The organism is Paenibacillus chitinolyticus (assembly GCF_045038035.1).
Taxonomy (GTDB): Bacteria; Bacillota; Bacilli; order Paenibacillales; family NBRC-103111; genus Paenibacillus_F; species Paenibacillus_F chitinolyticus_A.
In genome coordinates, this window is record NZ_CP173427.1 from 2,222,336 (window position 1) to 2,242,426 (window position 20,091).

The following is a 20,091-nucleotide window of genomic DNA, read 5'->3' on the forward strand; positions in this document are numbered from 1 at the left end:
TGATCTTGTATGGATTCGGCTAAGCCATGGCTGCATCACTACGAAAGTGAAGTCGCCTCGACTTACGAGTATCCCAGGCACAATTTAGCGTACTTCCTGGTGCAGGCGGCCGGGAAAAACCCGGAGCTGCCCGCCCTTTATTTTATGGGCAAGAAAATCAAGTACGGCCAGCTGATGGAGGCGTGCTACCGGTTCGCGAACGGACTGAGGCAGCTCGGCGTCAAGAAAGGGGAGCGGGTGGCGATTATGCTGCCCAACTGCCCCCAGAGCGTCATCGCCTATTACGGTGCCCTGCTTGCCGGCGCAGTGGTGGTCCAGACGAACCCGCTTTATATGGAGCGGGAGCTGGAGCATCAGCTTCTCGATTCCGGTGCCGTCGCGATCGTTACCCTGGATCTGCTGTACCGAAGAGTCGCCGCGGTTATGCCGAGAACACACCTGAGGCACATCATCGTTTCTTCTTTAAAAGACTATCTGCCCTTTCCGAAAAATATCCTGTACCCGATCAAAGCGAAGCGGGACGGGGCGGATCTGAGCGTTCCGTGGAGCGAGTCCGTCCGTTCCTTCCGCACCTTGCTTGACGCGTCTTCGGCGATACCCGTCATGGAGGAAGTGAATGCGGCCGAGGATGTGGCGCTGCTCCAATATACCGGGGGAACGACAGGGCTTTCCAAGGGCGTCATGCTCACGCACATGAACCTCATCGCCAACACGCTGCAGACGAAGTATTGGTTCTATAGGGCGGCAGACGGGCAGGAAATCTATTTGGCAGCGCTTCCTTTTTTTCATGTGTTCGGCATGACCGTGCTCATGAATCAGGCGGTCGTCCGCAGCGGCATGATGGTACTTGTGCCGAAGTTTGAAGTGGGCGAAATCCTGAGCCTCATTTCAAAGCTGAAACCGACGGTATTCCCGGGCGCGCCGACCATGTATATCGCCCTTATTAATCATCCCGACATCCGGTCGTACGATTTGTCTTCCATTAATGTGTGCATCAGCGGGTCCGCTCCGCTGCCTCTGGAAGTGCAGGAAAGATTCGAAGAGCTTACGGGCGGACGCCTGATCGAAGGCTACGGCTTAACGGAAGCGTCTCCGGTGACGCACGCGAATCCCATCTGGGGAAGAAGGAAGACCGGCTCGATCGGCATTCCGTTTCCGGATACGGAGGCTAAAGTCGTGGACCCCGCAACCGGAGAGGAGGCGGGAATCGGCGAAATCGGCGAGCTGGTCGTGAAGGGACCGCAGGTCATGAAAGGGTACTGGAACCGTCCGCATGAATCGGAGGCGGTGCTCAAGAATGGCTGGCTCTATACCGGAGACATGGCCCGCGTGGACGAGGAAGGCTATTTTTCGATCGTGGACCGGAAAAAAGATATCATTATCGCAGGCGGTTTCAATATTTATCCGCGGGAAATCGAAGAAGTTCTTTTCGAACATCCGTCCGTCAAGGAGGCGGTCGTGATCGGAATACCGGACCCTTATCGGGGAGAGACTGTGAAAGCCTTCGTTATCGCAAGGGAAGGAGAAATCCTTACGGAACAGGAACTCAATACGTGGTGCCGGGAACGTCTGGCGGCTTTCAAGGTTCCGCGCCGGTACGAATTCCGCACACAGCTTCCGAAAACGATGGTCGGCAAAGTTCTGCGCCGCAGACTGCTTGAGGAAGAACTCCAGCAAATTTCCGCCGCGAAGGAATAAGGGAACCGCTTTTCCGGCCCGCTCCATCGCTAAAGCCCCGCAGCGGGGCTTTTTCTTTCCGGAACATCCCGGTATAATGGCGCTAATAGAGAAGGGAGGGAACCCGATGGAACCAAAGAATGCAGTCAGCCCGCAGTTTCAGCATCTGATGGAACGTGCCCGAAACACGTTTTGGGAGTATCTCGGCTGTGAGATCGTGGAGGCCGCCGCGGACAAAGTCGTGGTCCGGCTTGTCGCCCAGCAGCATCATCTCAATCTGATCGGAATTGTTCATGGGGGAGTCACCTCTTCCATGCTGGATAACGCCATGGGTGTCGTGCTCATGCTGGCGAGACCCGACGACAAAATCGTAACGACGAATCTGAATGTGCAGTTCGTCGCGCCCATGCAGCCCGGCGAATTGTACGTGACGGCGGAAATTGTCCACCAGTCGCGGAAAATGCTGACGGCCATCGGCCGGGTCACGGATGCGGAAGGACGTCTGGGCACCTTAGGAACCGGAACCTTCCGGGTAATCTGAGAGAGCGGATTTAGTTGTAAAAGAACCTGAAGAGGCGATCTCTTCGGGTTTTTTGCATAAACGGAGGAGCACCGGCCGTTTGCGGAAGCGGGATCCGGTTGTGTACAATTGAAACATTCATTATACTGTTTATAATCCTTATAAACAGGAAGTATGGAAGGGAGCGAAATCAACATGGCAAATTGGACTGAAGTCACTACATTGGAACAATGGAACGAGATTTTCGATCAATCCGCGGAGAAGCCTTTCGTCATGCTTAAGCACAGCACAACTTGCCCGGTCAGCGCCAGCGCACTGGAAGAATTCGACGAATATTTGGGCAAGAACCCGAACGAGAAGGTAAACTACTACCTCGTCAAGGTAATCGAATCCCGTCCGGTCTCCAATAAAATCGCCGAGGATGTCGGCGTGAAGCACGCTTCCCCGCAAATTATTTACGTGAAGGACAAGTTTGCGGAATGGAACACTTCCCACTGGTCGGTAACGTCCAAGCACATTTCCGCCGTATTGGACTAACCGGATCAAATGGAAGTGCGGATGTATCTGCCTATTTAGTCAGACTGGTAATATATACACGTATATATACGAAGTGGTGTACGCTATACTGGTCTTACGGACGGGTATCGTGGAAAGTAGCCGTCCGTCGGATCTTTTTTTCATAACCTTTGCCCCGGCGGGCTCAGGTTATTTTTTTTGCTCCGAAGGATAGCCCTTCTTTTGCAAATCAGGTATACTGATCCGAGTACATAAATTGACCCTTGGTAAAGGAACACAGAAATCATGACGACACAATCGAACGACAAACCTTTGATTCCGGTGCCTCTCGCATTTATCGTCGGCATTATCGGCATCTCTTTCTCTGCCATTTTCGTCCGCTGGAGCGAGGCTCCCGTGGCCGTGACCGCCATGTACCGCCTGCTGCTGACCAATCTGATTATGCTGCCGTTTCTGTTCAAATACACGGCCGAGATCAAAGCGATCCGCTGGAAGTCGGTGTTCGGCCTGGTCGGCTCAGGCTTATTCCTGGCCCTGCATTTTCTGCTCTGGATGGCGTCTCTCAGCTATACGACCGTCGCTTCTTCAACGGCGCTGCTTACGCTGGAACCGATCTTCGTGATGATCGGGGCGTACTGGCTGTTCCGCCAGAAGAACAGCTGGGGCACGGTGATCGGCATGCTGATCGCGATGATCGGGGCCGCCATGATCGGCTGGGGGGACTTCCGGTTCTCCGGGGAAGCCCTGAAAGGCGATCTGTTGTCCATCGTCAGCGCCGCGGCCGTTGCCGTTCATATGCTGCTCGGCAAAACGATGCGGCAATCCATGTCCGCATTCGTCTACAGCTTCTTCGTCTTCCTGGCGGCCGCCGCCGCTCTCGGCGTCTACAATCTGGTGCAGGGCACGCCCCTTACGGGCTATTCGCAGAAGGACTGGCTGATGTTCCTGCTGCTCGCTATCGTGCCGACGATGTTCGGCCACTACCTCTTCAATTGGCTGCTGAAATATGTGAAGGCCGCGACCGTATCCATGAGCGTACTCGGTGAGCCGCTCGGCTCGACGGTGCTCGCATTCTTCCTGCTCGGCGAAGCGATAACCGGCATCCAGATCGGAGCGGGCTGCCTGCTGCTGTTCGGCATCTGGCTGTTTATTCGCAGTCAGGGCAGGAAGGGGAAGGACGAAATGGTGGCGACTCCCGCCGTGCCCGCGCCCCTGCCTGAAATGCCGGAGGAACGGACGGGCTCTTCCCGGCCTTCTCTGACCGACAGCTGAACGATCACGATTCCTGCTTAATAGAATTGAAAAAAAAGGTATAAAAATACGCCAGTGCGTAACCGAAAGTCCCTACAAAGGGGCTTTTTTTCGTATAAAACCGAATTTAGGTCATTTTGATCTTGTTTTGGTCATAAAGATTTCTTATAAAAGTTCCTAAATTTGGAGAATCCAGCTGTTTCAAATTTGTAAAATTAGTATAATGAATAGCAAACTACCCATATAAAAATAGCGGGTAATGTTAGGCGTTCCTATCGGTTCCTACATTAGAAGAAGGACGCCATGCTGACAAAGAGGGGGATGCCATGATTAATTTTACGAATGTCGACAAGTATTATGGATCATTTCACGTGCTGCAGAACATCAACCTCGAAGTGAAAAAAGGCGAAGTCGTCGTCGTCATCGGTCCTTCGGGATCGGGTAAAAGCACGATGCTGCGCTGCATTAACCGGCTGGAAACGATCCAGCAGGGGGAGCTGACGGTAGAAGGCGTTCGGGTGAACGACAAGAAAACCGACATCAACAAGCTCCGGCGGGAAATCGGCATGGTTTTCCAGCATTTCAATCTGTATCCTCACAAAAAAGTCATCGACAACATCACGCTGGCTCCCATTAAGGTGCTGGGGCTCTCCAAAACCGAAGCGGAGAAGCGCGCGATGCTTTATTTGGAAAAGGTAGGAATCCCGGATAAAGCGCAATCTTTTCCATCTCAGCTTTCCGGAGGGCAGCAGCAGCGCGTGGCGATTGCCCGCGGACTTGCCATGGAGCCGAACATCATGCTGTTCGATGAGCCGACTTCCGCGCTCGACCCCGAGATGATCGGAGAAGTTCTCGACGTGATGAAGACGCTGGCAAAGGAAGGGATGACGATGGTCGTCGTAACCCACGAAATGGGCTTTGCGCGTGAAGTGGCGGACAGGGTCGTTTTTATGGACCAGGGCCAAATCGTCGAGGAAGCGCTTCCGAAACAATTTTTCGAGAATCCGCGGGAAGAACGGGCCAAATTGTTCTTGAGCCGTCTGCTTGCGCATTAACTGATTAAGGGATATACGGTTTAACCCAATACAGAAGCGAGAAAAGGAAGGGGTCTACTTATGAAAGTTTGGAAGCCTTTTAAAATCGGCATGATTCTGCTTACCTTTATTCTGGTGCTCGGCGCCTGCGGCAAAGCCAAAGATTCGGGCGGATCGACAGGCGGATCGACCCCTGGGGGATCAAGCGCACCGACAACCGAAACGAAAACGCTCGATGCGATCAAGCAGCGCGGCAAATTCGTAGTCGGCGTCAAATTCGATACAAACCTGTTCGGTTTGAAAGATCCGGGAACCGGCCAAGTCAACGGTTTCGATATCGACATCGCCAAAGCGATCGCCAAAAAGCTGCTCGGCGACGAAACGAAAGTGGAACTGAAAGAAGTGACTTCCAAGACGCGGATTCCGATGCTCCAAAAAGGAGATATCGACGCCATCATCGCAACGATGACGATTTCGGAAGAGCGCAAGAAAGAAGTGGATTTCACCGACGTCTATTTCAAGGCCGGCCAATCTCTGCTCGTTAAAAAAGGCAGCGACATCAAGTCCATCGACGACGTGGTGAAGAAGAAGGGCGTTAAAGTCCTGGCCGTAAAAGGCTCCACTTCCGCGAAAAATATCCGTGCCAAAGCCCCGGACGCGCAAGTGCTGGAGTTTGAAAACTACCAGGAAGCGTTCACGGCTCTGAAATCCGGCAAAGGGGAAGCTTTGACGACGGATAACGCCATTCTCTACGGCATGACGAAGCAGGACACGGGCTATGAAGTCGTAGGCGGCACGTTCACGGATGAGCCGTACGGCATCGCGGTCCGCAAAGGCGACGCCGAGTTTACGAAAGCGGTCAACGACGTTCTGAAAGAACTGAAGGACAGCGGTGAATACGCGAAGATTTACGAGAAATGGATCGGCGAGAAACCGGCCGAGTAAAACGGAGCGGGATAGGCGGCTAGCCGGCCGCTTGTCCCGTTTTCTTCCAGGATAAGTTATCAGAAGGAACAGATCGGGGTGCTGCCGGTGGATTTAAGCGTAATTACAGAGAATTGGGACAGATATATCGAAGGATTCGGCAATACCGTGATGGTCAGTCTGCTTTCGCTCGTGCTCAGCTTTGTGCTGGGGACGCTGGTGGCCGTCCTTCGGATTTCGCCCTTTAAGGCGCTGCGGGCGATCAGTGCGGTCTATGTGGAATTCGTGCGGAACATTCCGCTGCTGCTGATTATTTTCTTCTTTTATTATGGATCGTCCGAATTCGGCCTGTCCCTGGACGGGTTTACCGCCGGAACGATCGGCCTGACGATTTACACGTCCGCGTTTATTGCGGAGGCGATCCGGGCCGGCATTCTGGCCGTTCCCGCGGGCCAGTCGGAGGCGGCTCGTTCCTCGGGTCTTTCCTACGGGCAGACGATGATTCACGTCGTTCTTCCCCAGGCGATCAAGATTGTGATCCCGCCTCTCGGCAACCAGTTTCTGAATTTGATCAAGAACTCTTCCATTCTTGGGGTTATCGCGGGTATGGATCTTATGTATTTCGGGGATCTGATCAATTCCGATACGCTTGATACGTTTAATGTGTATATCGGGGTCGCGCTTTTCTATCTGATCCTGACGATACCGCTCAGTCTGCTGGTGCAGTATCTCGAAAGAAGAATGGCGCGTGCCTAATCGGTTCCGGACTGGACAAGATCCGATCCGGTGAATGTCAAAGTGGGGTGTCGGAATGGATTTTTCAGGTGCTTACAGCGCGGATAATCTGATGTTTTTGCTCAAAGGTTTTCTTGTTACGCTGGAAATGGCCGTTATCGCCATTATTTTAAGTTTTGTCATCGGCAGTCTGGTCGGGGTCATCCGTTATGCGAAAATCCCCGTGCTCAGCCAGCTCATGGTGATTCTGGTCGAAATGATCCGGAACCTGCCGCTGCTGCTCATCATTTTCTTCGTTTATTTCGCCGTGCCGGAAGTGACGGGGATAGAAATGAGCATTCTGACGTCTGCGATCATTTCCTTGACGATTTTCGAATCGGCCATGATCGCCGAAATCATCCGCGGTGGACTTAACTCCATCGACAAGGGACAGATTGAGGCGGCACGTTCCTCGGGTTTAACCTATGTGCAGACGCTTTGGCACATCGTGTTCCCGCAAGCGGTGCGCCGGATGATTCCGCCAATCGTCAGCCAGTTTATTTCACTGCTGAAGGACACGTCGCTTACCGTTATCATTGCGGCGCCGGAGCTTATGCACAACGCGCAGATCATCAACGGTTCTTCCCAGAAGTTCATCGTTCCGATTTTCCTGCTCGCCGCGTTGATGTACTTCGTCGTCAACTACTGCATCTCGCTGTTCGCTCAGCGCTTCGAGCTGAAAAGGACGTGACGACGCACATGCCTTATGAGGCTCCATGCCTCGCATAGTTCCGGTTCCTGCCGGACGGCAAAGAACCCGCTGTACCGGTCCCGGACCGGTTTACAGCGGGTTCTTAGGTGTGCAGGCGGACGAACTGTCGGAGCTTAACGCGCCGAACGTGTGCGCTCGAATTCGGCTTTGATCTCGGCCAGCAGCGCCGGGTCCGTGATCACGTCGTAGGCGGTGGCCGCGAGCATTTTGGCGGCCAGAATCATGCCGTCCAGTGCCCGCTGCCGCATCGCGAGATCGCGGAACTCAGGCGTGTGAAGCAGGTGCTTCTCTTCAATGACCTTCATATACGGGTGAATCGTCGGGCAGTGAAGAGAGACGTTCCCGAGGTCGAGGGAGCCGTGGTCCTTGCCCGTCTGAATCATCTCTTCGGTAATGCCTACGGAAGCCAGGTTGCGGTTGAACACAGCGGACAGCGTCTCGTTCGTGTTCAGCTCGTCATACGAGTATTCGTAGTTCGATGTGGTGAGGGTGCAGCCGGTCTGCAAAGCGGCCCCTTCCGCGCATTTCAGCACCTTCGCCGCGACTTCGTTCGTGTACGCGCGGGAAGAGGAGCGGACATAGAACTGGGCGACGGCGTAGTCGGGAATAATGTTCGCGGCCTGACCGCCTTCCGTGATAATCCCGTGAATGCGCACATCGCTGCGGAGCTGCTGGCGCAGCGCATTGACGGAATTGAACAGCATGAGCACGGCGTCCAGAGCGTTCACGCCCTCGTAAGGGGAAGCGGCTGCGTGGGCCGCCTTGCCGAAGTATTCGAACTGGATGGCATCCAGCGCAAGGGATTCGCCTGATCGCTCATACGTATAATAAGGATGCGCCATCAGAGCGAAGTCCACGTCATCGAACAGCCCCGCGGCCGCCATGGGAACTTTCGCCCCTTTGGTTTCCTCGGCAGGCGTGCCGTAGACGCGGATAACGCCTCCCGTCTCGTCGATGACGGATTTAAGCCCGATGGCCGCGCCGATGCTCATCATGCAGATGAGATGATGACCGCAGGCATGGCCCAGCTCGGGGAGAGCGTCGTATTCCGCCAGGAAGGCGACAGTCGGCCCGGGCTTGCCCGAGTCGTACACGCCGAGGAAAGCGGTCGGAATGTCGAGCACGGCCCGTTCCACCGTGAAATCGTGCCGCTCGAGCTCTTCGATCAGCCGGGCGCAGGCCAGAAATTCTTCATGGCCGAGCTCGGGATTTTGCCCGATATAAGTTGAAATCGCTTGAAACTCCTGCGTGTGGAAATCGATGGTATTAAAGATACGTTCCTTCATGGCGCTTCTCCTTATGTATGTAATTGGTAGGGGCGGTGCCCCGTCGTTATCTTTCGGATGTAAGTCCATTGTAATACAAACTCGAACCCGCTACCACTTCCGGCTCCTTTGCGTTACAATAAAGCTCGGATAGCGCAAAGTCCGCGTTTACTGCAATTACTGCATCTTCCGAAGGGAAATTTCATTCGGCGAAGATGTTTACATAGCCCAGGAGGAGGATGTTTATGAATAAATACGGATCGGATAACTGGCAGGATCACCGCTTTACGCTGGCCTTCGAAGAAGTCGAGCGCAGAGGGCAGTGGCTGGACGTTCATCTGGAGCTTCACCCGGAAGAAGGAGAAACCTTGCCGGAAGAACTGCACGATCCCAGCGTGTACGTCATCTGTAATCTCGGAGGAGCGATCGTGCAGATCATCCTGCTGGATGAAGGTTGCGACTGCGAATACCAGTTTACCCCGGGCGAAAAAGAGAAAATTGCCCGTTTTCTCGAAGAGCATGGCTCGGCGGAAATGGATTCTCTCCTATTGCGGTAGAAAAGTAGAGACCGGCAGGCCGGCTCCGGAATATACTGTCTTATAGACGTAAGCGACAGGAGGGGCCGCCATGGGAAGAGCATTACGCTACATCGCGTTCGGAGATTCGCTGACCGTCGGTACGGGCGATCCGACGCGGGAAGGCTTCACCGCAAGATACCGCGGCATGGCAGAAGCGGCGCTGGGACGCGGCGTAGTTCTGCGCAATGCCGGCACGAACGGCGCCACATCGGGCGAGCTGCTGCAGTTCTTGCGCAACGAGGGCGATTTGCGGCGGGGGCTGGCGACCGCCGATATCGTGACGATTACGGCCGGAGGGAACGACCTCATCCGCTCGGCCATGCCGTATCTGAACAGCCGCGATACGGGCGTGCTGAAGCGCAGCCTGCGCACGTTCGGGGGCAACCTGCGCCAGATCGTGCGCTATACTCAGCTTCAGACTCCGGACGGCAAGTCGCCGCTGGTGATTCTCGTCGGATTGTACAATCCGATTTCCATGCTGCCGGAGGCGCAGTTCTGGATCAAGCGGTTCAACCAGCAGATGGTGAGGCTCCAGTCGCGCACGGTCCGGTACGTGGACGTGTATCCGGCTTTCAAGGGAGCGGAGAGCCGCCTGATTTCCGACGATCTTTTTCACCCGAATGCGGAAGGGTACAAGCGGATAGCGGAATGCATCGCTCAGAGCGTCCCGCTCACTTCCCTTGCGGAAGGCGCGGGCATTAAAAAACAGTGAAGCGGCCGCTTCACTGTTTTTTTTCGGTTTACGCGGGGACAGGCAGGACCTGCATCACAGCGAAGAAGTGACAGACGCTGCCTCCGATGACGAACGAATGCCAGATCGCATGGTGGTAGGGAATGCGCCGCCACAGATAGAACACCGTTCCGACCGTGTAGAGCAGTCCGCCCGCGACGAGCCAAATGATGCCGTTCGCCGATAATTGCTCGGTCAGGGGTTTAAAAGCCAGGACGATCAGCCAGCCCATGCCGATGTAACAGACCGTCGAGAGGACGATAAATCTTTTGACGAAGAAAATTTTGAGCACGATTCCGAGAAGGGCGAGCCCCCATACGATGCCGAGCAGAGTCCATCCCAGCACTCCCCGCAGCGTAACGAGCATAAAGGGGGTGTAGGAGCCGGCGATCAGTACATAGATAGCGGAATGGTCCATGATTTCGAAAATGTCTTTCAGCTTTCCTCCCGGAGCGCTGTGAACGAGCGTGGAGCACAGATAAAGCAGAATCAGGGAAGTGCCGAAAATGCTAAAGCTGACGATATGCCAAGTGTTTCCGTATGTGGTCGCCTGCATGAGAAGAAGGACCAGAGCGGCGATGCTGAGCAGGGTGCCGATTCCGTGCGAAACGGCGTTCGCGACTTCTTCGCGCGGTGAATATTCCATAGGTAATTCCTCCATGCTATCCGGGACTGTGTGCCCAATTTACTGGCTTCTGTACACTTAGACGCATTTCCTCGACAAAGCCCTTCAACGTTATTACCCGTTTTTGTGCCAATTTAGATGGAACTTTTAACCAACGGGCCTTTCCGGGTAAACCTGAAGACTCAGAATCTGCATAAATATACAGGTTTATTGCCCTACATGCGGCCGATAAAGCATTTTAATAAAGCATCTTGCATAAAAGAAACGATTTCGGTATACTAAAGCATGTTCTTTTTCGAATTGACCCTTCGTTAATAAACCACTTTGCATAAAGGAGCACACGACATGAAAAAATGGGGACTGACACTTATCGCCCTTGTACTGACTATGAGCCTCATAGCTGCATGCGGCAAAAAAACCGAAGCACCGAAAGACGCGTCCGGCGGCGCCCAGACAACGGCACCTGCCAAGAAGCTTATTCTGGGGACGAGCGCGGATTACCCGCCGTATGAATTCCACAAATCGACGAACGGCAAAGACGAAATTATCGGTTTCGACATCATGATCGCCAAAGAAATCGCGAAAGACATGGGAGCCGAGCTTGAAATCAAAGACATGAAGTTCGACGGCCTGCTGCCTGCGCTTCAATCCGGCAACGTGGATATGATCCTTTCCGGAATGACGCCTACCGAAGAGCGCAAGAAGAATGTTGATTTCTCCAAAACGTATTACACCGCCAAGCAGATGATCGTGGTCCGCGCGGAAGACAAAGACAAGTACAAGACGATGGACAGCCTGACAGGCAAACGGATCGTCGTACAGAAAGCTTCCATTCAAGAAACGGTAGCCAAAGAACAAATCAAGGACGCCAAAATCAAAACACTAAGCAAAATTACCGACATCGTGCTTGAGCTGAAAAACAAAAATGCCGACGCCGCGATTATCGAGCTTCCGGTTGCGACTTCCCACGTAAACCGCGACAAGAGCATCGTGATCGCCGAAGCGACACCGACTGTTGAAGAAGCCGGTTCCGCGGTTGCTTTCAAGAAAGGCAGCCAGGATAAGATCGATCTGGTAAACAAGACGATCGACCGTCTGATCGCGGAGAAGAAGATCGAGCAGTTCGTAACCGAAGCCTCCAACCAGGTGGAAGCCGAGTAAGCTCAGGGTTATCGGACCGGTAACTGCAATAAATGTGAGATAGCGGAGAACCCTCCGCTATTTTCTTTTTTCAGGGATGGTCACAGGGTGTATAGAAATTGTATAATTAGCGGTGTCCATCCGCACTTAAGGAGGAGTTAGCAGCCCATGAATTTTTCATTTTTAAACGAATACGGGCATTATTTTGTGGACGGAACGAAGGTCACGCTTCTTCTGTCCGTGATTACGGTCATTTTAGGCGCTATTTTCGGAACAGGGATGAGCTTGCTCCGTTTGTCGGGAATTTGGCCGCTCCGGTGGCTGGCTACCGCGTATATCGAGTTTTTCCGGGGAACTCCGATCATTATTCAAATTTTCCTCGTGTATTATGCGCTGCCGCAGTTTATCCCGGACTTTCATTTCCCTCCGTTCCCGTTTCTGGAAGAGTACGGCGGAGAATTTACCGCAGCCGTCATTACGCTCGGACTTAACAGTACGGCCTATGTGGCTGAAATTATGCGCGCGGGCATCCAGTCCGTGGACAAGGGACAGATGGAAGCGGCCCGTTCCCTCGGAATGAAGCCGTGGATGGCGATGCGTCTCGTCGTGATTCCGCAGGCGTTCCGCACCGTACTTCCGGCGCTCGGTAACGAGCTGGTCGTCGTCATCAAGGAAACGTCGATCGTCTCGGTCATCGGCCTCAACGAACTGATGTTCAACGCGGACACGGTCAAAGGAAGCCTGTCGCTTCCGTTCGAGCCGCTGATCATCGCCGCTTTTATTTATCTGATCATCACCCTGACGCTGTCCAAGCTCGTCGGAATGCTCGAAAGGAGGCTGACGAAGTCGAATGCTTAAAATCACGAATCTTCACAAACATTTCGGTAAGTTAAACGTGCTGAACGGAATCGACATCGAGATCGAAAAAGGCGAGGTCGTCGTTGTCATCGGGCCTTCCGGCTCGGGCAAAAGCACGTTCCTGCGCTGTCTCAACCTGCTGGAAGTGCCGACCGACGGCGAAATCCTCTTCGAGGGTATTTCCATTACGAACAAGAAAACGGATATCAATTCCGTCCGGCAGAAGATGGGCATGGTGTTCCAGCAGTTCAACCTGTTCCCCCATCTGTCGGTAAAAGATAACATTACGCTTGCTCCGCGCAAGCTGAAAAAAATGTCGGCGAGCCAGGCGAGTGAAACCGCAGCCGATCTGCTCCGTAAAGTAGGATTGGCGGAAAAAGCCGACGCTTATCCGGCCCAGTTGTCCGGAGGGCAGAAGCAGCGGATCGCGATCGCGCGCGCGCTTGCGATGTCCCCCGACGTCATGCTGTTCGACGAGCCTACCTCCGCGCTAGATCCCGAGATGGTCGGCGAGGTGCTTGACGTCATGAAAAAGCTGGCGAAAGACGGCATGACCATGGTCGTCGTCACGCATGAAATGGGATTTGCCCGCGAAGTAGGCGACCGCGTCGTCTTCATGGACGGGGGCGTCATCGTCGAACAGGGCAGGCCGGAAGAAGTGTTCTCGAACCCGCAGCATGCCCGGACGAAGGAATTCCTGGGTAAGGTGCTGTAAGCGAGATCGAACGCGAAATTGTTACTGCAGAGCAGGGAGGAAGTCTCGTGGCGCCCATTAAAATGTTTACGGACAGCACGAATGATTTAAATCCGCACTATTTGAAGGAAAACGAAATTGGCGTCGTTCCCCTTTATGTCGTCTTCGGCGACGATTCTTACCGGGACGGGGTGGACATCACACCGGAAGTCCTGTACCGGAAAGTCGAACAGTCGGGCAAGCTGCCCAAGACGGCGGCTCCGTCGCCGGCGGACTTCGAGAAAGCGTTCCGGCCTCATATCGAACAGGGCTTCGATATCGTCTATATCGGGCTTTCTTCCGAAGTTTCTTCGACTTATCAGAATGCCGTGTTAACGTCCGACCTCTTTCCGGAAGGACGGATAACCGTTATCGATTCCCGCAACCTGGCTACCGGCATCGGCATTCTGATCTGCAAAGCCGTGGAAGCGGCCAAGCAGGGACGCAGTGCGGCGGAGATCGAAGCCATGGTAAAATCGTTCATTCCGAAGGTGAGCACGGAATTCATTATCGATACGCTGGATTATTTGCATAAAGGCGGCCGTTGTACAAGCTTACAGGCTTTTTTCGGAAGCCTGCTCAAAATCCGCCCGGTCGTGCAAGTCAAGGACGGTTCCATGATTCTAACTTCCAAAGTGCGTGGTAAGAGGGAGAAAGCGCTGGAACAGCTGGTGGACAACGCGCTGGCCTTCAAGCACGAGATGGACCCGGATGTCCTGTTCGTCACGCATTCCATGGCGCAGGAGGAAGCGGAGCTTGTACGTGCCCGCCTTCTGCAGGAAACGGGTGTCAAACGGATTGAGATTACGGAAACCGGATGTGTGATTTCCAGTCATTGCGGTCCTCAGACAGTGGGCATCGTATTTATTAAATCTTAGAAATGAGGGTACTTCTTGACGATCAAGATTATTACGGATGGAACTTCCGATTTGCCTCAGGAGCTGGCCCGGGAATTAGACATCACAGTCGTTCCCCTGCTCGTCCGTTTCGGCGACAAGGAAATGACTTCAGACATGAGCAGGACTTTATTCTATGAGCTGATGAGGCAGGAGCCCAAGCTTCCTCAGACCGCGAGTCCCGCCCCGCATACTTTTATGGAAGAGTACCGCAAGGCTTCACAAAGTGACATTCTGGTAGTCTCTGTTTCGTCTAATCTCAGCAGTACCTATCATCATGCCCTCATGGCAAGGGAACAACTTATGGAGGACGGCTATACAGGCCGGATCGAAGTGCTGGATTCCCGCACGGCTTCTCTGGGACAAGGTCTTCTTGCCGTAAAAGCGGCCAAGCTCGCGAAAGAAGGCTTGCCGTTTGAAGAGCTGGTGGCCCGGATGAAGGAAGAAATCAAAAGCCATCATACGTATTTTTTCCTGGACACGCTTGAAAATGTCATAAAAGGAGGCCGCCTCGACCGCGTCCGCGGAGCTGTGGCTTCCGTGCTGAACATCAAGCAGATCATGAAAGCGAGCGAAGAAGGCACCCTGGAGCCTTTCGAGAAAGTGCGCGGGACCCAGAATGCGATCAAGCGTCTGATCGAACGGGTAAGCGAGAAGGTGAGCGAAACCCGCCACGATCTGGAGCGGTGCATTCTCGGCATTGCGCACAGCAACTGCGAGGACCGCGCCCGGGACGTGAGAGATCAGCTGCTCCGGCTGTTCCCGTTCGGTCAGGTCGTCATAACCGAGATGGGGCCGGTTATCGGCACCTACGCGGGAGAGGGCGGCATCCTTATCAGCTGCTAACGGCTGATAACAGCCGCTCCCGGCCGATGGTGCGAGCAGTTTCGGCCGGCTGACCGGTGCACACATACAGGCATGGACATACAAAAGGCTGTCTGCCGGTCCGCTGGACCGGTAGACAGCCTTTTTTTGTGCGCGTATGCGTGGATGCGTTATTCTGCCTGCCGGTCCGCGCTTTCTTCCACGGGAAGCTCCCGTGTGACAATCTCGGGATCGTCGACGTTCACGAGCGGGGAAGGCTCGCCGTCGTAGAGCACCCACAAATCGTGCAGGGCGCGGGTACAGCCCACGTAGAGCAGCTTGGCGTCCTGAGCGTCGGCCCCGTAGCGGAGCGGGTCCGCATCCGTCAAGATGGCGGCGTCGAACTCGAGCCCTTTCGTCAGGTAGACGGGCACGACCGAGATCCCGCCGGCGTACTGCTTCTGGTCCGCGGTGATTCTGCTGGCCGCAAGGCCCAGCTCTCCAAGCTGCGCGTGCAGCCGCACGGCGTCTTCCTCGGTGCGCGTGATAACCGCCACCGTATCGTAGTTCCGGCGGAGAAGCCGCTCGACCGCATCGCGGAGGAAGGCGCTTTCCCGCTCCTTCTCTACCCGGAGCACCTTGACCCGTTCGCCGGACCGGAATACGGGAACGGCCAGGAGACCGGCTCCGACTCCGGCGGAGAGGACGTGGTTCGCGAAACGGATAATTTCCATCGTGGAGCGGTAGCTCCGCTCCAGTTCGAAATATGCGGTTTCGTCTTCCCCGAAAAGCGATGTGAGCTCGGCCCAGTCCTGCGTTCCACGGTAGGCGTGGATCCCCTGGGACAGGTCGCCCAGTATCGTGAAGGAATGCTGCCGGGTGTATTGGTCGAGCACGGCAATCTGGAAAGGCGAAGCGTCCTGCGCTTCGTCGATGACCACGTGGTCGAACCGCTCCGAGCCTTCAATGCCGTGCAGGGAGGCATGGATAAAGACGAGCGCCGGAAGATCCTCGTGGCGCACCTTCTTGCGGCGGAAGGAGGCCAGCGTATCTTTCGCCACGGCTTCGGGAATCCGGCCGCGCAGTTCTTCCGTCATCCAGACGGGCCCGGCTTTGGGATCGAACACGGCTTTATAGAACGACAGCGCATCGAGCTCCGGCCAGCCTTTCAGGTATGCTTTCAGCCGCTGGGTCGATTTGGTTTTCCGTTCTTTTTTCTGCTTGGCGTCCCACACTTTGTCCAGTTCCATCGTTATCCATCGTTTGATACGGGCGACGACCCGCTCTCTGCGCTTGGCGGGAGGGAGATGTTTGTATTCTTCGTTGTACCAGACGCCGATCGTTTCGGCCGGGAGCGTTTTCCCGTCCCAAGGGTGAAACGGTTCCTGCGGAAGACAGGTCCGCGCGTAGCCGTCAAAGCAGCTTTCCAGGAAGCTCCTGAAGGCGACGGAGCCTTTCCAGCGGCCGGAAACGTCGTCGTTCAGCGGCGGGCGCTTGGAACCGAGGGCAAACCAGACGGCACTTTCGTCGGCGGGATTTTCCAGCGCGAAGGAAAGTCCGGTCAGCTCAATGGCCCAATCCGCAAACGTGCTCTGCCGGATATGTCCGACGCCGAGCTCCGGGAGAACCCCGGATATGTAATCGAGAAACATGGAGTTCGGTGCGAAAATCATCATATTTTCCGCTTTAACCTGGTCGCGGTATTGATAGAGCAGAAAAGCGAGACGGTGGAGAGCGACGGTCGTCTTGCCGCTTCCCGCGACGCCCTGGATAATAAGGGCCGAGTTTTTGGCCGAACGTATAATTTTATCCTGCTCCGCCTGGATCGTGGAGACGATATCGCGCAGCTTATTGTCTTTGTTCTCGCCGAGCCGGTACAGCAAAAACTCGTCTCCGCCCGCTCCGGACAGAAGATCGCTGTCCCGCTCGTATGTATCGACGACCCGCTGGAGAATCCGCTTGCGGATGACCAGGTTTCTTTTTAAATACACCAGACCTTCGACAAGGCCGTCGGGAGATTCGTACGACGCTTTCTCGTCCCCGCCCGTATAGGAATAAAACATGCTGGCCACCGGCGCCCGCCAGTCAATGACGTGAGGTTCTCCGCCGTTCTCGTCGTCGACGCCGAACTTGCCGATGTATAAAGCGGACTTGCCGGCAGCGTTTTCAGATTGAAAGTCGAGACGGCCGAAATAAGGTTCGTCCGATGCCAAGGCAAGCGACTGCCGGCTGCTTTCGCGTACGGCTTCCAGCGCCTGTTCCGTGAAATCCGGCCCCCGGTATACGGGAACGGCCTGCAGCTCCGCGAGTCTCCGGTTGACGTCCGCCAGGATGGCGTCCAGCCGGTTTTGTTCCTCTTGATAGGCACTTTGATTCTTATCCAAGATCAGTTACCCCCTAAGATCAGATTTTGAGCATGAAGAAACAATATATCATATCCGGCAAACAATGGCAACAACACCGGGCATGGCGGTCAAGTCTCGGCGCGGTCTATGCTGAAGGGAAAGAAAACGGACAGCCGAAGGCGGTAAGCCCCGAGTTTCTGGCAGGATCATCCTTGTGGTATAATGACTGCATATTTTCAGAGAACCGCATCATCTAGGATGAAGTTTAAGTTCTCCTAACCGAACCTGGAGTGAGCTGCCGTGAAAAAAGGAAACGAACAACAGGCCGTCATGACCGGCCTTCTTATTGCGGACAAGTCCGGGACGTTTATTACGCGTCATCTCGATTGGGCCGAGCTGCAGTTCGGGGGATTGGCCGGAGACCGGCATTTCGGTCTCATAAGCAAGGCCGACGTACGTCAGCCGATGTATCCGCGGGGAGCCGAAATCATGAACCGGAGGCAGATCAGCATCGTGTCCGAGGAGGAATGCGAAGAGATTGCGGCCGCTCTCGGCATTGAACGCGTCGCGCCCGAGTGGCTGGGAGCGAACATGGCGCTCAAGGGGCTGGAACGTCTGACCGCACTGCCACGGGGAACGAGAATTTTGTTTCCGAGCGGAGCGGGACTCGTGTGCGAAGGAGAGAACGAACCGTGCGTCCATCCGGGTAAGGTGATCGCCGAGCAGACGGGGAATCCCAAGCTTGCGGGCAAGTTCGTCAAAGCCGCCTGGAACCGCAGAGGAATCGTGGCTTCGGTCGAAAGACCCGGCATCGTTTCCGCCGGGGACGAGGTAAGGATTCTTTTTCCGGACGAATTGTAAGCTGATACTTGCCGTTTGAAAGGAGTTTTGCGCATGAAAATAGGAGTATTGTCCGATACGCATATGAGACCGAAGGCAGGCAAGCTGCCCGACGCCGTTCTGAAGGGTCTGGAGGGGGTCGATCTCATTCTTCACGCAGGAGACTGGACCAGCCCGGAAATTATCGGGTGGGTGGAGAAGATCGCCCCCGTGGAATCCGTCGCAGGGAACAATGACGGTCCGGACATCGTAAACAGATTCGGATACAGCAAGCTGATCGAGGCCGGCGGGCTCACCATCGGGCTCGTCCACGGGGACCGCGGCCGGGGAAGATCGACCGAGCAGCGCGCCCTGTTCACTTTTCAGGACGACAATCCGGATGTGATCGTGTTCGGCCATTCGCATATTCCGTACTCGGAGCGGATCGACGGCCTGCTTCTTTTTAACCCCGGCTCGCCTTGGGACAAGCGCTGGCAGCCCCGGTTTTCGTTCGGGTTGATCGAGACGGACGGGGAAAAAACCGAAGCGAGGCACATTTTTTTCGATTCCCGGGAATAGCCGGGCAGTTAGTGTGATTGAACGGCAGGGAGCATGACAAACGGATAGGAAAATAAGGACGGCTGCGGAAGATGCGGCTGTCTTTTTTTTGCGGAAACCGGGTATCTTAAACCGGATGGTTAAATAGGATGAAACGTTTAATCATTGATCTATCAAAACATTCCGGAGTACAATCATTTCGTAAGAAATACAAAGCAAGATCTACTTTACTTTTAGTTGTAAAACGATTAATCAATTTTCTGACAAATCGGCCGATTTGGGGGAACGATGAACAAAATAACGATTAAAGATATTGCGGCGTTGGCAGGCGTATCCATCGCGACCGTATCCAACGTGATGAACGGCACCGGAAGAGTCTCCGGTGAAACCGCCAAGAGAGTGCTCCAGGTTATCGACCGGCACGATTATGCGCCCAGCACGGCGGCCCGTTTTCTGAAAGAAAGGCGCTCCCAGCTCATCGGGATTCTAGTCCCGACCGGCGAGAGGGGACGGCTCGAAGACAACCCGTTTTACTGGCAGCTCGTAATGGCCGTCGAAGCGGAAGCGAGGGAAGAACGCCTGCATGTGATCGTTTCGGGCGTGACGGAAGAGGACCCGCTCACGTTTGTGCAGGAGCGGCAGCTCGACGGCATTATCGCTATCGGGATAACCGGCGATTCGCCGCTGCTGGGGCGCATCGCCCAGCTCGACGTTCCGTGCGTGTATCTGGACTGCTACCTCGCCGGAGGGGAGAACCTTCAGGTCGTCAACATGAACGACCGGATGGGCGGTTACCTCGGGACGAAGCACCTGCTTTCGCTCGGGCATGAGCGGATTGCCGTCATCGCGGGCGACATCGTCACTTCGGGCGTCTATGAAGAACGCTGGCTCGGTCATACCCGGGCGCTGGAGGAGAGCGGCATCGAAGCGGACCGCGCTTTGCTCGTCGAGACGCCGGTCTCTCTGCTCGGCGGCTATCACAGCGCCCAGCAGGTTTACATGCTCAGCCCGAAGGTCACCGCCGTATTCGCTTTTTCCGATGTGGCGGCAATCGGGCTGATGAAAGGGCTGCAAGAGCTCGGCGTACGCATTCCCGACGATCTCTCCGTCATGGGATACGACGATATCGACTACGCGGGCTTTCTGACGCCCTCCCTGACCACGATCCGGCAGGATATCGGCACCAAGGGGAAGACGGCGATACGCCGCATTCTCAGTATGATCCGCGGAAGCGTTCCGGCCGAGCTTTCGGTTACGCTGCCCGTTGAACTTAAACGCCGCCAGAGCACCGCCCGGCGTTTCCAACCCAACTCCATTCAGAAAGAGGAATAG

General features: G+C 54.9%; 21 protein-coding genes. 18 read left to right on the forward strand and 3 right to left on the reverse strand.

Annotated elements, in window-relative coordinates; genetic code table 11:
- The first annotated feature begins 9 nt into the window (after positions 1 to 9).
- From ACI48J_RS10210 to ACI48J_RS10245, 8 genes are all read left to right on the forward strand, one after another.
- Positions 10 to 1,698, forward strand: a complete 1,689-nt coding sequence (locus ACI48J_RS10210) for a long-chain-fatty-acid--CoA ligase (RefSeq protein WP_405082651.1) — start codon at positions 10 to 12, stop codon at positions 1,696 to 1,698.
- Positions 1,699 to 1,804: 106 nt separating this feature from the next.
- Positions 1,805 to 2,218 (forward strand): PaaI family thioesterase, encoded by a 414-nt coding sequence (locus tag ACI48J_RS10215; protein ID WP_326055150.1) that lies wholly within the window; start codon positions 1,805 to 1,807, stop codon positions 2,216 to 2,218.
- Between the two features lie 174 nt (positions 2,219 to 2,392).
- Positions 2,393 to 2,734: a bacillithiol system redox-active protein YtxJ gene (gene ytxJ / locus ACI48J_RS10220; protein WP_326055148.1), complete on the forward strand. Its 342-nt coding sequence runs from the start codon at positions 2,393 to 2,395 to the stop codon at positions 2,732 to 2,734.
- 264 nt (positions 2,735 to 2,998) lie between these two features.
- Positions 2,999 to 3,985, forward strand: a complete 987-nt coding sequence (locus ACI48J_RS10225; RefSeq protein WP_326055147.1) for a DMT family transporter — start codon at positions 2,999 to 3,001, stop codon at positions 3,983 to 3,985.
- A gap of 305 nt (positions 3,986 to 4,290) precedes the next feature.
- Positions 4,291 to 5,019 (forward strand): amino acid ABC transporter ATP-binding protein, encoded by a 729-nt coding sequence (locus tag ACI48J_RS10230; RefSeq protein WP_405082652.1) that lies wholly within the window; start codon positions 4,291 to 4,293, stop codon positions 5,017 to 5,019.
- A gap of 60 nt (positions 5,020 to 5,079) precedes the next feature.
- Positions 5,080 to 5,943 (forward strand): transporter substrate-binding domain-containing protein, encoded by an 864-nt coding sequence (locus ACI48J_RS10235; RefSeq protein WP_326055144.1) that lies wholly within the window; start codon positions 5,080 to 5,082, stop codon positions 5,941 to 5,943.
- A 78-nt stretch (positions 5,944 to 6,021) separates the two neighbouring features.
- A complete protein-coding gene (locus tag ACI48J_RS10240) occupies positions 6,022 to 6,678 on the forward strand; it encodes an amino acid ABC transporter permease (protein ID WP_326055142.1) in 657 nt (218 codons plus the stop codon).
- A gap of 55 nt (positions 6,679 to 6,733) precedes the next feature.
- Entirely contained in the window at positions 6,734 to 7,387 is a 654-nt protein-coding gene (locus ACI48J_RS10245) for an amino acid ABC transporter permease (RefSeq protein WP_326055140.1), read from the forward strand.
- A gap of 134 nt (positions 7,388 to 7,521) precedes the next feature.
- Here the strand turns inward: ACI48J_RS10245 and ACI48J_RS10250 are convergent, their stop codons facing one another.
- On the reverse strand, positions 7,522 to 8,694 hold the full coding sequence (locus ACI48J_RS10250) for a M20 family metallopeptidase (RefSeq protein ID WP_326055139.1): 1,173 nt from the start codon (positions 8,692 to 8,694) through the stop codon (positions 7,522 to 7,524).
- A 224-nt stretch (positions 8,695 to 8,918) separates the two neighbouring features.
- Between ACI48J_RS10250 and ACI48J_RS10255 the strand changes: the two genes are divergently transcribed.
- Both ACI48J_RS10255 and ACI48J_RS10260 read left to right on the forward strand, forming a co-directional pair.
- A complete protein-coding gene (locus ACI48J_RS10255) occupies positions 8,919 to 9,230 on the forward strand; it encodes a hypothetical protein (RefSeq protein WP_326055138.1) in 312 nt (103 codons plus the stop codon).
- A gap of 70 nt (positions 9,231 to 9,300) precedes the next feature.
- The gene (locus ACI48J_RS10260) at positions 9,301 to 9,963 is read left to right on the forward strand and encodes a GDSL-type esterase/lipase family protein (protein ID WP_405082653.1); all 663 of its coding nucleotides are present in this window, start codon (positions 9,301 to 9,303) and stop codon (positions 9,961 to 9,963) included.
- Positions 9,964 to 9,991: 28 nt separating this feature from the next.
- On the opposite strand, the gene ACI48J_RS10265 is transcribed toward ACI48J_RS10260, so the two are convergent.
- Positions 9,992 to 10,627, reverse strand: a complete 636-nt coding sequence (locus ACI48J_RS10265; protein WP_405082654.1) for a hemolysin III family protein — start codon at positions 10,625 to 10,627, stop codon at positions 9,992 to 9,994.
- Positions 10,628 to 10,951: 324 nt separating this feature from the next.
- On the opposite strand from ACI48J_RS10265, the gene ACI48J_RS10270 reads away from it, so the two are divergent.
- From ACI48J_RS10270 to ACI48J_RS10290, 5 genes are all read left to right on the forward strand, one after another.
- Positions 10,952 to 11,767, forward strand: coding sequence for a transporter substrate-binding domain-containing protein (locus ACI48J_RS10270; protein WP_326055134.1), 816 nt, complete (start codon positions 10,952 to 10,954; stop codon positions 11,765 to 11,767).
- A gap of 147 nt (positions 11,768 to 11,914) precedes the next feature.
- A complete protein-coding gene (locus ACI48J_RS10275) occupies positions 11,915 to 12,604 on the forward strand; it encodes an amino acid ABC transporter permease (protein ID WP_326055131.1) in 690 nt (229 codons plus the stop codon).
- Positions 12,597 to 13,319, forward strand: a complete 723-nt coding sequence (locus ACI48J_RS10280) for an amino acid ABC transporter ATP-binding protein (RefSeq protein ID WP_405082655.1) — start codon at positions 12,597 to 12,599, stop codon at positions 13,317 to 13,319. The genes ACI48J_RS10275 and ACI48J_RS10280 overlap by 8 nt, the downstream gene beginning before the upstream one ends.
- 47 nt (positions 13,320 to 13,366) lie before the next feature.
- Positions 13,367 to 14,215: a DegV family protein gene (locus ACI48J_RS10285; protein ID WP_405082656.1), complete on the forward strand. Its 849-nt coding sequence runs from the start codon at positions 13,367 to 13,369 to the stop codon at positions 14,213 to 14,215.
- A gap of 15 nt (positions 14,216 to 14,230) precedes the next feature.
- Positions 14,231 to 15,079 carry a DegV family protein gene (locus ACI48J_RS10290; protein ID WP_009672769.1) on the forward strand — a complete coding sequence of 283 codons (849 nt, stop codon included), beginning with the start codon at positions 14,231 to 14,233 and terminating at the stop codon, positions 15,077 to 15,079.
- 149 nt (positions 15,080 to 15,228) lie between these two features.
- Here the strand turns inward: ACI48J_RS10290 and ACI48J_RS10295 are convergent, their stop codons facing one another.
- Complete coding sequence (locus ACI48J_RS10295) at positions 15,229 to 17,421, reverse strand: HelD family protein (protein WP_405082657.1); 2,193 nt, start codon at positions 17,419 to 17,421, stop codon at positions 15,229 to 15,231.
- Between the two features lie 291 nt (positions 17,422 to 17,712).
- Between ACI48J_RS10295 and ACI48J_RS10300 the strand changes: the two genes are divergently transcribed.
- The 3 genes from ACI48J_RS10300 (at position 17,713) to ACI48J_RS10310 (ending at position 20,091) form a co-directional block, all read left to right on the forward strand.
- Positions 17,713 to 18,243 carry an MOSC domain-containing protein gene (locus ACI48J_RS10300; protein WP_405083202.1) on the forward strand — a complete coding sequence of 177 codons (531 nt, stop codon included), beginning with the start codon at positions 17,713 to 17,715 and terminating at the stop codon, positions 18,241 to 18,243.
- A gap of 33 nt (positions 18,244 to 18,276) precedes the next feature.
- Positions 18,277 to 18,780, forward strand: a complete 504-nt coding sequence (locus tag ACI48J_RS10305; RefSeq protein WP_009672688.1) for a metallophosphoesterase family protein — start codon at positions 18,277 to 18,279, stop codon at positions 18,778 to 18,780.
- A gap of 267 nt (positions 18,781 to 19,047) precedes the next feature.
- Positions 19,048 to 20,091 (forward strand): LacI family DNA-binding transcriptional regulator, encoded by a 1,044-nt coding sequence (locus tag ACI48J_RS10310; protein ID WP_405082658.1) that lies wholly within the window; start codon positions 19,048 to 19,050, stop codon positions 20,089 to 20,091.

Coding starts and splice junctions, on each gene's coding strand:
- ACI48J_RS10215 (WP_326055150.1), top strand. CDS start 1,805: ATGGAACCAAAGAATGCAGTCAGCCCGCAGTTTCAGCATCTGATGGAA.
- ACI48J_RS10225 (WP_326055147.1), top strand. CDS start 2,999: ATGACGACACAATCGAACGACAAACCTTTGATTCCGGTGCCTCTCGCA.
- ACI48J_RS10255 (WP_326055138.1), top strand. CDS start 8,919: ATGAATAAATACGGATCGGATAACTGGCAGGATCACCGCTTTACGCTG.
- ACI48J_RS10300 (WP_405083202.1), top strand. CDS start 17,713: ATGACCGGCCTTCTTATTGCGGACAAGTCCGGGACGTTTATTACGCGT.
- ACI48J_RS10305 (WP_009672688.1), top strand. CDS start 18,277: ATGAAAATAGGAGTATTGTCCGATACGCATATGAGACCGAAGGCAGGC.
- ACI48J_RS10265 (WP_405082654.1), bottom strand. CDS start 10,627: ATGGAATATTCACCGCGCGAAGAAGTCGCGAACGCCGTTTCGCACGGA.
- ACI48J_RS10310 (WP_405082658.1), top strand. CDS start 19,048: ATGAACAAAATAACGATTAAAGATATTGCGGCGTTGGCAGGCGTATCC.
- ACI48J_RS10260 (WP_405082653.1), top strand. CDS start 9,301: ATGGGAAGAGCATTACGCTACATCGCGTTCGGAGATTCGCTGACCGTC.
- ACI48J_RS10270 (WP_326055134.1), top strand. CDS start 10,952: ATGAAAAAATGGGGACTGACACTTATCGCCCTTGTACTGACTATGAGC.
- ACI48J_RS10230 (WP_405082652.1), top strand. CDS start 4,291: ATGATTAATTTTACGAATGTCGACAAGTATTATGGATCATTTCACGTG.
- ACI48J_RS10280 (WP_405082655.1), top strand. CDS start 12,597: ATGCTTAAAATCACGAATCTTCACAAACATTTCGGTAAGTTAAACGTG.
- ACI48J_RS10210 (WP_405082651.1), top strand. CDS start 10: ATGGATTCGGCTAAGCCATGGCTGCATCACTACGAAAGTGAAGTCGCC.
- ACI48J_RS10250 (WP_326055139.1), bottom strand. CDS start 8,694: ATGAAGGAACGTATCTTTAATACCATCGATTTCCACACGCAGGAGTTT.
- ACI48J_RS10275 (WP_326055131.1), top strand. CDS start 11,915: ATGAATTTTTCATTTTTAAACGAATACGGGCATTATTTTGTGGACGGA.
- ACI48J_RS10235 (WP_326055144.1), top strand. CDS start 5,080: ATGAAAGTTTGGAAGCCTTTTAAAATCGGCATGATTCTGCTTACCTTT.
- ACI48J_RS10245 (WP_326055140.1), top strand. CDS start 6,734: ATGGATTTTTCAGGTGCTTACAGCGCGGATAATCTGATGTTTTTGCTC.
- ytxJ (WP_326055148.1), top strand. CDS start 2,393: ATGGCAAATTGGACTGAAGTCACTACATTGGAACAATGGAACGAGATT.